This window comes from Paraburkholderia sp. SIMBA_027 (assembly GCF_046535315.1).
Lineage (GTDB): Bacteria > Pseudomonadota > Gammaproteobacteria > Burkholderiales > Burkholderiaceae > Paraburkholderia > Paraburkholderia tropica.
Window position 1 is genome coordinate 189755 of sequence record NZ_JAWRWY010000007.1, and the last position, 15342, is coordinate 205096.

Here is a 15342-nt window from a genome sequence, read left to right on the forward strand (position 1 = left end):
CGGACTGATTGAAACATGGACGATCTTTTTGCTGAAGTGAATGGCGCCGCGGAAGGCGGCGACTCGCTCACGCTCGGCCACTACGCGGAGCGCGCGTATCTCGACTACGCCGTGAGCGTGGTCAAGGGCCGCGCGCTGCCCGACGTCTGCGACGGCCAGAAGCCGGTGCAGCGCCGCATCCTGTTCGCGATGAACGAAATGGGCCTCGGCGACAACGCCAAGCCCGTGAAGTCGGCGCGCGTGGTCGGCGACGTGCTCGGCAAGTACCACCCGCACGGCGACCAGTCGGCGTACGACGCGCTCGTGCGTCTCGCCCAGGACTTCTCGATGCGCTATCCGCTCATCGACGGTCAGGGCAATTTCGGCTCGCGCGACGGCGACGGCGCGGCGGCCATGCGTTACACCGAAGCGCGCCTCACGCCCATCGCGAAGCTGCTGCTCGACGAAATCGACATGGGCACCGTCGATTTCATGCCGAACTACGACGGCTCGTTCCAGGAACCGAAGACGCTGCCCGCGCGTCTGCCGATGCTGCTGCTCAACGGCGCGTCGGGCATCGCGGTCGGTCTCGCCACGGAAATCCCGTCGCACAACCTGCGCGAAGTCGCGGCGGCGGCCGTCGCCATGATCCGCAATCCGAAGCTCACGCACGCGGAGATCATGGAGAAGGTGCCGGGCCCCGACTTCCCGGGCGGCGGCCAGATCATTTCGAGCGAAGCGGAAATCGCGGCGGCCTACGAATCGGGCCGCGGCAGCCTGAAGGTGCGCGCGCGCTGGAAGATCGAAGACCTCGCGCGCGGCCAGTGGCAACTGGTCGTCACCGAACTGCCGCCGAATACGTCCGGCCAGAAGGTGCTCGAGGAAATCGAGGAGCTGACCAACCCGAAGCTCAAGCTCGGCAAGAAGACGCTCACGCCCGAGCAGTTGCAGAACAAGCAGACCATGCTCGGCCTGCTCGACGCCGTGCGCGACGAGTCGGGCAAGGACGCGCCCGTGCGTCTCGTGTTCGAGCCGAAGACCAGCAAGATCGATCAGGCCGAGTTCGTCAATTCGCTGCTCGCGAACACGAGTCTCGAATCGAACGCCTCGCTCAATCTGGTGATGATCGGCGCCGACGGACGTCCGCGTCAGAAGGGCATCAGCGAGATCATCGGCGAGTGGATCGGCTTCCGTTTCGCCACGGTCACGCGCCGCACGCAGCATCGCCTGACCAAGGTCGACGACCGCATCCACATCCTCGAAGGGCGGATGATCGTCTTCCTCAACATCGACGAAGTCATCCGCATCATCCGCGAGTCGGACGAGCCGAAGGCCGCGCTGATGAGCGCGTTCGGTCTGTCCGAGCGCCAGGCCGAGGACATTCTTGAAATCCGTCTGCGTCAGTTGGCGCGGCTGGAGAAGATCAAGATCGAGAAGGAACTCGCGGAACTGCGCGACGAGAAGGCCAAGCTCGAAGAACTGCTCGCGAACGAGTCGTCGATGAAGCGGCTCATCGTGAAGGAAATCGAAGCCGACGCGAAGCAATACGGCGACGACCGCCGCACGCTGATCCAGCAGGAAAAGCGCGCGACCTTCGAAGCGCGTGTCGTCGACGAGCCGGTCACGGTCGTGGTGTCGCAGAAGGGCTGGGTGCGTGCGCTCAAGGGCCACGGCCTCGACAGCCAGAGCTTCACGTTCAAGGCCGGCGACGGCCTCTACGCGGCGTTCCAGTGCCGCACGCCCGACGTGCTGATCGCGTGGGGCAGCAAGGGCCGCGTCTATTCGGTGTCGGTCGCGCAACTGCCGGGCGGCCGCGGTGACGGCGTGCCGGTCACGTCGCTGATCGAGCTGGAAGCGGGCACGCATCTGCTGCATTACTTCGCGGCGAGCGCCGACCAGCCGCTGCTGCTCGCGTCGAGCAACGGCTTCGGCTTTATCGCGAAGATCGGCGACATGGTCAGCCGCGTGAAGGCGGGCAAGGCCTTCATGACGATCGACGAAGGCTGCACGCCGCTCGCGCCGATGCCGATGCTGCCGGGCGCGATCCAGGTCGCGTGTCTGTCGTCGGGCGGACGCCTGCTGGTGTTCGGCCTCGACGAGATGAAGACGCTGTCGGGCGGCGGCCGCGGCGTCACGCTGATGCAGCTCGACGACAAGGAAACGCTGACGCAGGCGCTGGCGATCTCGGCGGCGGGCGTGGTGCTCGTGGGCACGGGTCGCGCGCAGAAGCCGGGCGAGGACCTGATGGCGGGCGCGGTGCTTGCGCCGCAGATCGGCAAGCGTGCGCGCAAGGGCCGCGCGCCGGACTCGAAGCTCAAGGTCATCACGGGCATGCGTCCGGTGCTGCCGGGCTGATTGGCTCGGCAGTCAGCGTCGCACACGGCGGCGCACCTCCGGTACGAACGGTCGACGGGCATGGAATAATGCCGCGGCGGTTCGTACCGGAATCTTTTTCAAGCACGAGGAATTTCAAGCATGGGTCACGCGATCGAAGTCGCGCTGTTTTTGCATCTCTTGAGCGTGGCCGTGTGGGTCGGCGGCATGGTGTTCGCGCACTTCTGTCTGCGCCCGGCGCTGGAAGATCTTTCGCCGCAGTTGCGCCTGCCGCTGATCGAATCGGTGTTCAGCCGCTTCTTCAACTGGGTCGGCATCTCCATCATCGTGATTCTGCTGACGGGCGGTTTCCTGCTGATGCAATTCGGCGGCGGTCACGCCACGTGGCAACTGCACGCGATGGCGGGTCTGGGCGTCATCATGATGCTGATCTTCGGTCACGTGCGCTTCGCGGTGTTTCCGCGCATCCGCCGCGCCGTGCAGGCGCAGAAGTGGCCCGACGGCGCGCGCGCCGTGGGTTCGATGCGCCGCCTCGTGTTCATCAATCTCGTGCTCGGCGTCGTGACGATCGGCGTGGCGGCGCTGGCGCGCGGGTTCTGATTTTTTCGCTTTAGCGCGCTTTGTCGTCAATTCGCGGCGCGTCGTGAGTTGCCGCTTCAACGCGACTCAAAGACGCTCCGCGAGTGCGTAACGCTGCATGCAGCGCTCCATCGCGCCGAAGAACGCTTCTTCGGCCGCATTCATCTTGCGGTCGCGATGCCACAGCAAGTGGATATCGACGTCCGCAAGACCTTCCTCCGGCGGCAGTTGCCATAAGCGCTGCCGCGCCAGATCGTCCTTCACCGCGTGCTCGGGCAGGCAGCCGATGCCGTAGCCCGCGAAGATCAGCCGCCGCACTTCGTCCAGACTCGGCGACGACGCCACGATCCGCCCCGTAAAGCCGCGCTGATCGCGAAACACCGTGAGCGGCGAGAGGCTGTCGCCGATCTGGTCGCTCGTGAACGACACGAAATTCTCCGCGAGCAGATCCTCCATCGTCAGTTGCGAGAGGCCGAACAGCCGGTGATGGCGGCCGCAAAAGATCGCATAGCGCTGGCGCAGGAAGCAGCGCATTTCCAGTTTGTCGACGGGCGTGCGGCACAGGCTCAGGCCCGCGGTCGCGGTCTTTTGCAGCACCGACGAAATGATGTCCGACGAGCGCATCACCTCGATCTGGAGATCGATACGCGGATACGCGACGTGGAATTCCGCGAGGAATTCGTCGTAGACGCGCGACTCGATGCGGCTCACCGTGAGCAGACGGATCGAGCCGGTGATGTCGGCGGTGCGCTCGTCGAGTTCGGTTTCGAGCCGCGAGATGTTGCCGTAGATGTCGCTCGCGATCCGATACACCTCTTCGCCCGCCTGGGTGGGCACGAACTGCGCGCCGCGCCGCTCGATGAGCTTGCGGCCGAGCGCGTCTTCGAGGCGCTTGAGCGCCTGGCTCACGGCGGGCTGCGTGACGTAGAGGCGCGCGGCGGCGCGGCTCAGGCTGCGCTCCTGCATGATCGCGAGGTAGGTGCGCAGCAGATTCCAGTCGAGGCGGTCGTTCAGAAAACGGGTGGTGTCGGCGCGCATGGGCGTCTCCGAAAGGCGGCGCGGCGGGGCATTCCGCCGTAGGTATAAGCCAGAATTATGCGCTGAATAATAACGCGAAATTTGACTAATGATTTGTGGCCAGCGATAAAGCTTGCGTGCGCGTTGCCTGCCGTCGGCTTCGATGCGACGCAGAACGCCGGACAACGCCGGACAAAACATCACGCAACACCCGTGCAACACCCGCGCAAGACGATTCGCGCCTGAGGAGACTGACCAGATGACCACCCCGCAAACCCCCGCCCGGCAACCGGTGCGCGCCGCCGCCGCGGCGTTCATCGGCACCATGATCGAGTGGTACGACTTCTACATCTACGCCACGGCCGCCGCGCTCGTGTTCGGCGAACTGTATTTCCCGTCCGAAGACCGCTTCGTGAGCACGATGGCTTCGTTCGCCACCTTCGCCGTGGGCTTCTTCGCGCGTCCGCTCGGCGGCCTGATCTTCGGGCATCTCGGTGACCGCATCGGCCGCAAGAAAGCGCTCATGACCACGCTGATGATGATGGGCGTGGCGACCGTCTGCGTCGGCCTGCTGCCGTCGTACGCGAAGGTCGGCGCGCTCGCGCCCGTGCTGCTCGTGCTGCTGCGCGTGGTGCAGGGCATCGCCGTGGGCGGCGAGTGGGGCGGCGCGGTGCTGATGGCGGGCGAACATGCGCCCGAAGGCCGTCGCACCTTCTTCGCCTCGTTTGCGCAGCTCGGCTCGCCGGCGGGTTTGATTCTGTCGCTGCTCGCGTTCCGCTCGGTCACGTCGCTCGACAAGGCCGATTTCCTCTCGTGGGGCTGGCGTCTGCCGTTCCTCGTCTCGGCCGTGCTGCTCGTGGTCGGCATCATGATCCGTCTGGGCGTGAACGAATCGCCGGAATTCGAGAAGCTCAAGGATCAGCGCCGCACCGTGAAGCTGCCGGTCGCGGAGGTGTTCAAGTCGGCGTGGGGCCTCGTGCTGCTGTGTATCGGCGCGAACACGATCGGCATCGCGGGCGTGTACTTCACGAACACCTTCATGATCGCGTACACGACGCAGTACGTCGGCATCACGCGTTCGCTGATTCTCGACTGCCTGTTCATCGTCGCGTTCATCCAGTTCCTTTCGCAGCCGCTCGCCGCGTGGCTCGCCGAACGCATGGGCGGCGCGCGCTTCCTCAAGTGCGCGGCGGTCGCGGCGATGGTCTCGCCGTACCCGATGTTCATGCTCGTGCAAACGGGCCAGGTCGTGCCGATGGTGATCGGCATCGCCATCGCGGTGGTCTGCATGGCGAGCTTCTATTCGGTGATCGCGGGCTTCGTCTCGGGCGTGTTCCCGACGCGCGTGCGCTACTCGGCGATCTCGCTCTCGTACCAGGTGTGCGGCGCGATCGCGGGCGGTCTCACGCCGCTCGTCGGCACCTGGCTCGCGCATCGCTACACGGGCCAGTGGTGGCCGCTGGCGGTGTTCTACACCTGCCTCGCAGGCATCTCGTTGTTCTGCATCGTCGGGCTCGATGCGCGCCGCAGCCAGCACGCGCACGACGAGTCCGCCGCCAAGGCCGTGGGTTCGCATTGACGCGCCTGTAATTCGCCTTGTGAAGCAAAGAGTCACGCAAAGAATCAGGCAACAAACCAGGAATTGAATCGATGAAAGCACTTCTGCATATCGACGGCCCGCGTCTGTGGGCGAGTCTCACGGAGATGGCGAAGATCGGTGCGACGGCGGGCGGCGGCGTGCGCCGTCTCGCGCTCACCGAAGAAGACCGCCGCGGCCGCGAGCTGTTCGCGACGTGGTGCCGCGAAGCCGGCATGAGCGTGTGGACCGACGAAGTCGGCAACCTGTTCGCGCGCCGCGCCGGCACCGACGCGAACGCCGCGCCCGTGATGATGGGCAGCCACCTCGACACGCAGCCCGAAGGCGGCCGCTTCGACGGCGTGTATGGCGTGCTGGCCGCGCTCGAAGTGGTGCGCGCGCTCAACGACGCCGACGCCGTCACGGAGAAGCCGATCGAGATCTGCTCGTGGACCAACGAGGAAGGCGCGCGCTTCACGCCCGCGATGCTCGGCTCGGCGGTGTTCGCCGGCGCGATGACGCTCGACGACGCGCTCGCGCGCACCGACGCCGACGGCGTGACGCTCGGCGCGGCGCTCGACGCGTGCGGCGCGCGCGGCACGCATCCCGTGCAGGGCGTGGCGGTCGACAGCTACTTCGAGGCGCACATCGAACAAGGCCCGATTCTCGAAGCGAACGGCACCACCATCGGCGTGGTGACGGGCGGCCAGGCGATTCGCTGGTTCGACGTGACGGTGACGGGCGTGGCCGCGCACGCGGGCACGACGCCGATGCGCTATCGCAAGGACGCCTTCTTCGGCGCGGCGCAGATGGCGCTGGAAATCGAGCGTGTGATGGCGCGCTACGCGCCGCTCGGTCTGGTGACGATCGGCCAGATCCAGGTCGCCAATTCGTCGCGCAATACAATTGCCGCGAACCTCACGTTCACCGTCGATCTGCGTCATCCCGACGATGCGCAGATCGACGCGATGGAGCGCGATCTGCGCGCCGTCTGTGCGTCGGTGGCGGCGGGGCGCGGTCTCGGTGCGCAGATCCAGCATTGCTGGACCAGCCCGGCGACGCCGTTCGACGCCGCGTGCGTGGGTCTCGTCGCCGAGGCCGTCGAAGCGCTTGGCTATCCTAACGAATGCATCGTGAGCGGCGCGGGGCACGACGCTATCCACCTCGCGCGCTATTGCCCGACCGCGATGGTGTTCATCCCCTGCGTGGACGGCCTCTCGCACAACGAAGCCGAAGACGCGCTGCCCGAGGACGTGACCGCGGGCACCAACGTATTGCTCAACGCCGTGGCCGCGCGCGCCGGTGCGCGCGTATCGCAGGCGGTGAACGCAGAAGCCGACGCATGACGGAGAACGAACGATGAAGACCTGGTTTCACCCCGAACAGTTGCTGCACCATCCGCGTACCTATCTGTCGCGCGGCCAGATGCGCGAGCCGCAGGAAGTGCCCGAGCGCGCCGCGCGTCTCGTGGCCGCCGCGCATTCGCTCGGCTTCAGCGTGAGCGAGCCCGACGATTTCGGCACCGCGCCGATCGCGGCCGTGCACGACATGAACTATCTGCGCTTCCTCGAAGAAGCGCACGCCGAATGGAAGCGCATGCCCGACGATTGGGGCGACGAAGTGATGTCGAACATCTACGTGCGCGATCCGAATCCGCTGCGCGGCGTGCTCGCGCAGGCGGCGCGTTATCTCGCCGACGGCAGTTGCCCGGTCGGCGCGAACACGTGGCGCGCGGCGTACTGGTCGGCGCAGAGCGCGCTGGCCGCGGCGGCAACCGTCAACGAAGGCGCGGGCGCGTCGTACGCGCTGTGTCGTCCGCCCGGCCATCACGCGCGTGCGGACGCGGCGGGCGGCTTCTGCTACCTGAACAACGCGGCGATCGCGGCGCAGTCGCTCAAGAGCCGCTTCAAGCGCGTGGCGATTCTCGACACCGACATGCACCACGGCCAGGGCGTGCAGGAAATCTTCTATGGCCGCGACGACGTGCTCTACATCTCGATCCACGGCGATCCGACCAACTTCTATCCGGTGGTCGCGGGCTACGAAGACGAGCGCGGCGCGGGCGAGGGCGAGGGCTACAACGTCAATCTGCCGATGCCGCATGGCGCGAGCGAGGATGTGTTCTTCGAGCGCGTCGAGTCGGCGTTGCGCGTGCTGCGCCGGTTCCAGCCCGACGCGCTGGTGCTCGCGCTCGGCTTCGACATCTACAAGGACGATCCGCAGTCGAAGGTGGCCGTGAGCACCGAGGGCTTCGGCAAGCTCGGCGAAGCGATCGGCGCGCTCGGTCTGCCTTCGGTGATCGTGCAGGAAGGCGGTTACCACCTCGAAAGTCTCGAAGACAATGCGCGGGCGTTCTTCGGTGGTTTTGGCGCGAAGCGTGCGCGCTGACGCAGGCTGACGCCCGGGTCGAAAGACAAAAGGCGCACCCATCGGGGTGCGCCTTTTTTGTTTGGGCGTCGAAGCGCTAATTCACGCTCGACGTTCGCTCGACGTTCGCTCAGCGCTCGATCAACTTCTCATCAACGCGGCTGCGAAGCGTCGCTCACGCGCTCGGTGCGCTGCTCGCTCGCGCCGGAACCCGGCTGCGCCGCGCCGCATACGCCGAAGCGCTCGATCAGCGCCGGCACGCCTTCCACGGGCACGGGCCGCGAGAACAGGAAGCCTTGCGCCTCGATCGGACCGAGCGCGGCGAGCCACGCGATCTGCTCCTCGGTTTCCGTGCCTTCGACGACCACGGTGAGCCCCAGCGAGCGCGCGAGATTGACGATGGCCGACACCATCACGCAAACGCTGCGGTCGGCGGGAATCGCCTGCACGAACGAGCGGTCGACCTTGAGCGTGTCCACGGCGAAACGGTTCAGATACGAGAGCGACGAATAGCCCGTGCCGAAGTCGTCGAGCGCGACGCGCACGCCAAGGCGCTTGAGCGCGAAGATCTTCTCGGAGACGAGTTCCGGATATTCCATCATCGCCGTCTCGGTGATTTCAAGTTCGAGCTTGTGCGCGGCGATGCCGGTTTCTTCGATCGCGTGCGAGATGGTCTCGTAGAGATCGCCGCGCCAGAACTGCACCGCCGAAATGTTGACGGCGAGCGAGAGCGTTTCGTAGCCCTGCTGCTGCCACAGCGCGAGCTGCGCGCACGCGGTGCGAATGACGAAGTCGCCGACCGGCACGATCAGGCCCGTCGACTCGGCCACCGGAATGAATTCGCTCGCGGGAATCAGACCGTATTGCGGATGGTTCCAGCGCACCAGCGCCTCGAAGCCCGTGATGCAGCGGCGGCGCAGATCGATCTTCGGCTGATAGGCGAGGAACAACTGGCCTTCGGAGAGCGCCACGCGCAGTTGCTGCTCCCACTTCATCAGATGGTCGGCGCGATGCGCGAGCTGCGGCGAATAGAAGCGGAAGCAGTTGCGGCCCGCTTCCTTGGCCGCGTACATCGCGAGGTCGGCCTTCTTGAGCAGGTCGATCTCGCTTTCGTGCGCGACCGCGTAGAGCGCGATGCCCGTGCTCGCATGCAGCACGAACGCGCTGCCGCGCACGTCGAACGGATGCGTGAAGGCGGCGTTGGTGGTTTCGGCGAGCGTGCTCGCGCGCTTCTCGATGTCGTCGCCCTTGATGATGACGACGAACTCGTCGCCGCCGATCCGCGCGAGCGTGCCCGAGCCGCCGACGGCGTCGGCCAGACGCGCCGCGCTCATTTGCAGCACGATGTCGCCGGCGTTGTGGCCGAGCGTGTCGTTGACCGTCTTGAAGTTGTCGAGGTCGATGAAGAGAATCGCGAGGCGCCCGAGGTTGCCGGGCTGCGAGACTTCGTGGCGCAGCCGCTGCAAGGTGGCGTAGCGGTTGGGCAGGCCGGTCAGCAGGTCGTACTGCACGAGTTGCGACATCTCGCGCTCGCGGCCCAGCAGCTTGCCGATCAGACCCGTGGCCACCGCGAAGAACGACAGCATGGCGAGCGAGATGAACGTCGCCATCATCAGATAGACGTCGCGCGTGTGGTTGTAGTCGGCGAACTCCTCGGCTTGCGAGAGGCCCACCAGCACGCCGAGCGGATAGCCGTCGATATGGCGGTACGAGACGATGCGCGTCACGTGGTCGATCGGATCGACATAGGTGCCCGAGACGTGCTCGGCTATCGGATACACGCCGCTCGCCGAGAACGTGCCGTTCGCGCGTTCGGCGCTGCCGGTGCGGCGCGCGAGCACGGCGCCGGTGTCGGAGATCACGGCGATCACGCCTTCGCGGCCGATCGCGGCGTTGTTGTAGAAGTCGCTGGTGAAATAGCTCGGGTCTTCGGAGACCACCACCACGCCCGCGAACGAACCGTCCGGATGATTGAGGCGGCGCGTCATCTGCAAGGTCCAGTGACCGGAGACGCGCCCGAGCAGCGGCTTGCTGATGAAGAGCTGATCGTCGTTCTCGTGCTCGTGCACCTTGAAGTGCTCGCGGTCCGAGAGATCGATGGGCTTGGGATTCGGGTCGGCGGTGTTGGCGACCAGCTTGCCGTGCTCGTCGATGATCGACACCTGCACGAGCGAGTCGCTCTGCACGACGCCTTTCTCGACCGTGGTCGCGAGATTGAAGCGCTCAGGCGTTTTCTCGAACTCGTACTTCACGAAGCGCGTGATCTGGTCGACCTGATGGATCGCCTTCACGGTGTGCTGTTCGAGCGCCGCCGAGAGGATGGCCGCGGAGGCGGTGGCCTCGCGCATGGTGGCTTCTTTCTCGACCGAGAGACGCGTGAAGATGACGGCCCACAGCAGAATGAGCACCAGCACGCCGAGCAGCGGAATCGCGAGCAGCGTACGCGGACGCGTGTAGGCCGGTCCCGTCGTGCCACGCAGGCCCGGTTCGCGCGAGAACGGACGCCAGTTCGTGCTCATCGTGTGCGCGGCGAACGCGAGGGTGCCTGCCGCTGATGCGACGGCCGGGACGACGACAAGGCGCTCGGTTGAATCGGCGGCATCTATGCGGAGCGGCTGTGGTAGTGGCGCGGGAAGCGCGGGCATGGGCCAGCGGACGCTGCAATGCGTCCAATGTCTGGATCTTAATGGTTGGGGAATGATTAAGGAAGCGGTACCCCCTCGGGTATACGCCAGTCGGTCGCGCGATGCTTAAGTCCATCATGTGTCGCGCATAGTTCACGCATGGCGCATATGCCTGGTGGACGTGCCTCGCGCGTGCGCAGTGCGCATGCCTGGTGCACAGGCCGGGTAAGTATTCGAAAGGCATGCCGGGGCGTTGCACCCCGGCGGATTCCTTCCGTTTCACTCGATCAAGGCAGGGCGATCAGGGCAGCGCGATCGTGCCGTCGATCACCGTGACCGACGCGCCGCCCACCCACATCTTGCCCGCCGCGTCGTCGTAGTCGATGGAAACGCGGCCGTCACGCCCCATCGCGGTGCCCTGGCGCACGGTGTAGCGTCTGCCGGGGCGGCGCTGCTGCTGCGCGAGCAACAACGCGATCGCGGCATTGGCACTGCCGGTGACAGGGTCTTCGCCGTTGCCCAGACCGGTCATCAGGCAGCGCACCTCGAAGGTCGCGGGGCCGTCCGCCGCGTGCGGGCCGTAGGCCGCGAGTCCCTGTGCGCCCACGCCGGACGCGACGCTCGCGAGCGCGCCGTAGTCGACGTCGAGCGCGAGCACATCGTCGGCGCTTGCGAAGCGCACCACGAGCCACGGCGCGCCATTATTTACGCCACACGGTTGCGCGGAGAAGTCGATGGCCGTGCTGTCCGGCGCGATCTGCAACGCGGCGCGCAATGCGTCGTACTGCGATTCAGGCAGCGGCGTGACGCTCGCGGGCGGCGCGGCGAAAGCCCAGGCGGGCTCGGCCTTCGCCTCCTGCGAGTCCTGCGTGCGATCGGCGCGATCGGCGAGATCGATGAGACCCGCCGCGCATTCCTGCACGAGGCGGCCCGGCGTTTTCGGCGTGCGGCCGCTGTCGAGAAACGCGTGCGCGGTGCCGAGCGTCGGATGGCCCGCGAAGGGCAGCTCGCCCTGGGTCGTGAAGATGCGCACGCGATAGTCGGCGCGCGCGTCGGTGGGCGCGAGCAGGAAGCTGGTTTCAGAGAGATTGGTCCAGCGCGCGATGGCCTGCATCTGCGCGGTGTCGAGCGCGTCGGCGTCGAACACCACGGCGAGCGGATTGCCCTTGAAGGGCCGCGACGTGAAGACGTCGACCTGTTTGAAGCGGACGCTGCGAAGTGTCATGGTCGGCAATATCCGGGTGGAAACGTACGGCGAAAAAAAACCGCACCTCGCGGCGCGGTTGAGTATCGCTGAGGCGAGCCGGCGCGCGAGGCGCAAGCTCGCGCAAACGGCTCGCGCAACGCGGCGCTTACTCGACTTCGGCGATCAGTTCGATCTCGACGCACGCGCCGAGCGGAATCTGCGCGACGCCGAATGCCGAGCGCGCGTGCTTGCCCTTCTCGCCGAACACGTCGGCGATCAGTTCCGAGGCGCCGTTCGTCACGATGTGCTGTTCCGTGAAGTCGAGCGTCGAGTTCACGAGGCTCATCAGCTTGACGATGCGCTTGACCTTGTTGAGGTCGCCCACGTGCGCGTGCAGCGTCGCCAGCAGGTCGATCGCGATCGAACGTGCGGCGGCCTTGCCTTCTTCGGTCGAGAGCGAGTCGCCGAGCTTGCCGGCCCAGACCTTGCCGTCCTTCTTCGCGATGTGGCCCGAGAGGTACACCGTGTTGCCGCTTTGCGCGCTCATCACGTAGGCCGCGGCGGGTGCGCCGGCGGTCGGCAGTTCGATGCCGAGTTCTTTGAGGCGGTCGTAGACGTTGATGTCAGCCATGATCAGGAGTCCTTTTACGTTGAACGGGGTTTGTCGCGGTTCGGGCGTGCGCCTCAGAGGCGCGCGCGGATCAGCGCGGCCAGCTTCGCCACGCCTTCTTCGATCTTCGCGGGCGGCACGGTCACGAACGACAGACGCAGCTTGTTGCGCTGCGGTTCGCTCGCGAAGAACGGCGCGCCGGGCACGAAGGCCACATTCTGCGCGACCGCTTCTTCGAGCAACTTCATACTGTCGATCTGTTGCGGCAGCGTGACCCAGATGAACATGCCGCCTTCAGGGCGATTCCAGCTCACGCCTTCGGGCATGTTGCGCGCGAGCGAGTCGAGCATCGCCTCGCACTGGTCGCGATAGAGCGCGCGCACCTTCGGAATGTGCGTATCGAGGAAGCCATCCTTGACGACTTCGTGGACGATGCGCTGCGTGAAGCTCGGCGTGTGCAGGTCGGTGGCCTGCTTGGCCTGCACGAGTTTGAAGTGCAGATCCTCGGGCGCGATGATGTAGCCCACGCGCAGACCCGGCGCCAGCACCTTCGAGAACGAACCGAGATGCACGATGTGCTCGGGCGCCATCGAGTGGACCGTCGGCAGCGGCTCGCCCGCGTAGAGCAGCGCGCCGTAGGGATCGTCCTCGATGACCGGGAAGGGCGCGCGCTTCGCGAATTCGGCGAGCGCCTGGCGGCGGTCGAGCGGCAGACGGCGGCCGGTCGGATTCTGGAAGTTCGGGATCGCGTAGAGCAGGCGCGCGCCGGCCGTCACGTCGGGCGTCAGGCCTTCGATGACAAGACCCTTTTCGTCGGTCGGCACCTGCACGTAGCGCGGTTCGTAGAGCGAAAACGACTGCAGCGCGCCGAGATAGGTCGGCGTTTCCACCAGCACCGGGCTGTCCGGCGAGACCAGCACCTTGCCGATCAGGTCGAGCGCCTGCTGCGAACCCGTGGTGATCAGCACCTGCGACGGACGCACTTTCGCGCCGCCCACCGAGTGACGCTCGGCGACCCATTCGCGCAGCGGCATATAGCCTTCGGTCGCGCTGTACTGGAGCGCGCCCGATGGATCGTCGCGCAGGATGCGATCGGCGGCGGCGCGCATTTCCTCGGCCGGGAAGCTGGCCGGCGCGGGCAGACCGCCGGCGAACGAAATGACTTCGGGGCGCTCGGTGACCTTGAGGATTTCGCGAATCGCCGAGCTGGTCAGCTTGATTGCACGCTCGGACAGTTGCCACGCGGGGGCGGCTTTGAGATCGCTCTGGTCCATGGGGTCTCCTTGTTGGTTCCTGGAATTCGGGTCGGCGAATTCGATTCGGCAAATTCGGTGAACGGGTGCTGAACGATGCGATTTTCGAGGCGGCGCGCCAGACTTTTGCGCCGCCGAAAACCTTGGATTATGACGTGAAACGCGCTCAAGCGCGCGCGGGCACGGGCGCGGTGCGGATGGCGGCGCGGCGGCCGAGCACGACGGTGGCGATCACGGCCGCCGCGTAGAGCCACGCGGATGCCGCGACCTGCTCGCCGAATACGAGCGCCGAGAACGCCATCGTGAAGAAAATCTGCAGCAGCTGGACCTGGCCGACGCGCGCCGTGCCGCCCATCGCCAGCCCTGCGTACCACGCGAAGAAGCCGAGAAACTGCGAGAACAGCGTGACGTAGCCGAAGGCGAGCCAGGTCTTGAGCGCGACCGGTTCCGGATGCGCGACGTGGTGCGCCCACGCGAGCCAGCCCACCGGAATCGCCAGAAACGGTGCCGAAAGCACCAGGGCCCAGCAGATCACCTGCCAGCCGCCCAGTTGCCGCGCGAGGCGCGCGCCTTCGGCGTAACCGAGCGCGCCGATGCCGACCGCGACCAGCATCCACGCGTCGCCGGCGTGCAGCGCGCCGCCGCCCGCCTGGAGCGCGAACGCCACGACGAGCGCGCTGCCGATCAGCGCGCTGAACCAGAACGCCTTCGAGGGGCGCTCGTGTGAGAGCCACGCGGCGTAGATCGCCACCGCGAGCGGTTGCAGGCCGTTGACGATTGCGCCGTGCGAAGCGGGCACGCTCTTCATCGCCAATGCCGAAAACACCGGATACGCGACGATCACGCCCAGCGACACCACGGCGAGACTCTTGACCTGCGCCCGGTTGGGCCGCTTTTCGCGGCGCAGCCACAGCAGCAGGGCGGCGGGGACGGCGGCGGCGAGCGCGCGGCCGAGACCGTTCAGCAGCGGATGGAATTCGGTGACGACGATGCGCGTCATCGGCAGCGTCAGACTGAAGATCATGACGCCGACGAGGCCGAGCAGCATGCCCTGGGTTTCGCGTGCTTTCATTATGCGGATTCGCGCTCGACAGATCGGCGTGCGGGCGCGCCGAGCGATCGCGGTCCCGACGGGGTTTCGAAGTGCGCGACGAGCGCGGGGGAATCGGCTTGCTCGACGGTCATCAGCGCCGAAGCGCCGAGCCAGTCCAGTTGCGCGCGGATCGTGTCCGCCTGCGGGTGATAGCCGGTGAGCGAGGTGAGCGCGATGCCGCTTTCGTCGAGCGATTGCGACGGATGGCGCGGCGTATCCCACTGAATGAGCGAGGGCAGCACGCCGTCGCCGGCGCCTTGCCACGCGGGGAACGCGCCGTCGAGCGGCACGCTCAGTTGCCAGCTCAGGTTGCCGCGCGTCATCGGCACGAGGTCGGCGATGCGCTGCGGATACTGCGCACGCCAGCGTGCGAGGCTGCGCGGCGGCTCCACGCGCGCGACCCAGTGCGAAAGGTACGGGCCCGCGTCGAGCCGCGCCTGCACGGCCGGATCGTCGAGCGCGAACAGGCGCGCGCGGCCTTGGCCCTGACTTTGCCCCGATGCGTTCGCCGCCGGATCGACCGCGATCACTTCCAGATAGACGCCGCCCCACAGACCGAGCAGGCGGTTGTGGGTGCGCATCAGCGGATGCGCGCCGCCGCCCGTGGGCGCGACGCCGAGCGTGTCCGCCACGTATTGCGTGCCTTCTTCCAGCGTGCGGGCGGAAACGACGAGATGATCGAGACGAAGCGGCGTAGCGGTCATGTGAGGACGGTCGAGCGGAC

Annotated in this window: 12 protein-coding genes; 5 read left to right on the forward strand and 7 right to left on the reverse strand. The window is 66.6% G+C overall.

Annotated elements, in window-relative coordinates; all coding sequences use genetic code 11:
• The first annotated feature begins 15 nt into the window (after window positions 1-15).
• Window positions 16-2334 carry a DNA topoisomerase IV subunit A gene (gene parC, locus SB764_RS15515; RefSeq protein ID WP_074984741.1) on the forward strand — a complete coding sequence of 773 codons (2319 nt, stop codon included), beginning with the start codon at window positions 16-18 and terminating at the stop codon, window positions 2332-2334.
• 120 nt (window positions 2335-2454) lie between these two features.
• On the forward strand, window positions 2455-2913 hold the full coding sequence (locus tag SB764_RS15520) for a DUF4149 domain-containing protein (RefSeq protein WP_065063706.1): 459 nt from the start codon (window positions 2455-2457) through the stop codon (window positions 2911-2913).
• 66 nt (window positions 2914-2979) lie between these two features.
• On the opposite strand, the gene SB764_RS15525 is transcribed toward SB764_RS15520, so the two are convergent.
• A complete protein-coding gene (locus SB764_RS15525; RefSeq protein ID WP_065063704.1) occupies window positions 2980-3930 on the reverse strand; it encodes a LysR family transcriptional regulator in 951 nt (316 codons plus the stop codon).
• Window positions 3931-4168: 238 nt separating this feature from the next.
• Between SB764_RS15525 and SB764_RS15530 the strand changes: the two genes are divergently transcribed.
• The 3 genes from SB764_RS15530 to SB764_RS15540 all read left to right on the forward strand — a co-directional run bounded on the left by SB764_RS15530 (window position 4169) and on the right by SB764_RS15540 (window position 7873).
• Entirely contained in the window at window positions 4169-5488 is a 1320-nt protein-coding gene (locus SB764_RS15530) for an MFS transporter (protein WP_321901481.1), read from the forward strand.
• Window positions 5489-5559: 71 nt separating this feature from the next.
• Window positions 5560-6831, forward strand: a complete 1272-nt coding sequence (locus tag SB764_RS15535) for a Zn-dependent hydrolase (protein WP_410863994.1) — start codon at window positions 5560-5562, stop codon at window positions 6829-6831.
• Between the two features lie 13 nt (window positions 6832-6844).
• Window positions 6845-7873 (forward strand): histone deacetylase family protein, encoded by a 1029-nt coding sequence (locus tag SB764_RS15540; RefSeq protein WP_065063698.1) that lies wholly within the window; start codon window positions 6845-6847, stop codon window positions 7871-7873.
• A gap of 131 nt (window positions 7874-8004) precedes the next feature.
• On the opposite strand, the gene SB764_RS15545 is transcribed toward SB764_RS15540, so the two are convergent.
• From SB764_RS15545 to SB764_RS15570, 6 genes are all read right to left on the reverse strand, one after another.
• Window positions 8005-10371, reverse strand: coding sequence for an EAL domain-containing protein (locus SB764_RS15545; protein WP_110327588.1), 2367 nt, complete (start codon window positions 10369-10371; stop codon window positions 8005-8007).
• A gap of 406 nt (window positions 10372-10777) precedes the next feature.
• Window positions 10778-11701, reverse strand: coding sequence for a PhzF family phenazine biosynthesis protein (locus SB764_RS15550; RefSeq protein WP_410863997.1), 924 nt, complete (start codon window positions 11699-11701; stop codon window positions 10778-10780).
• A gap of 127 nt (window positions 11702-11828) precedes the next feature.
• Window positions 11829-12293 (reverse strand): RidA family protein, encoded by a 465-nt coding sequence (locus tag SB764_RS15555; protein ID WP_065063692.1) that lies wholly within the window; start codon window positions 12291-12293, stop codon window positions 11829-11831.
• A gap of 53 nt (window positions 12294-12346) precedes the next feature.
• A complete protein-coding gene (locus SB764_RS15560) occupies window positions 12347-13546 on the reverse strand; it encodes a PLP-dependent aminotransferase family protein (protein WP_065063690.1) in 1200 nt (399 codons plus the stop codon).
• Between the two features lie 145 nt (window positions 13547-13691).
• Window positions 13692-14597, reverse strand: a complete 906-nt coding sequence (locus tag SB764_RS15565; RefSeq protein WP_410863999.1) for a DMT family transporter — start codon at window positions 14595-14597, stop codon at window positions 13692-13694.
• Window positions 14597-15322 (reverse strand): VOC family protein, encoded by a 726-nt coding sequence (locus SB764_RS15570; RefSeq protein WP_065063686.1) that lies wholly within the window; start codon window positions 15320-15322, stop codon window positions 14597-14599. Before SB764_RS15570 ends, SB764_RS15565 begins: the two co-directional genes overlap by 1 nt.
• Window positions 15323-15342 lie beyond the last annotated feature (20 nt).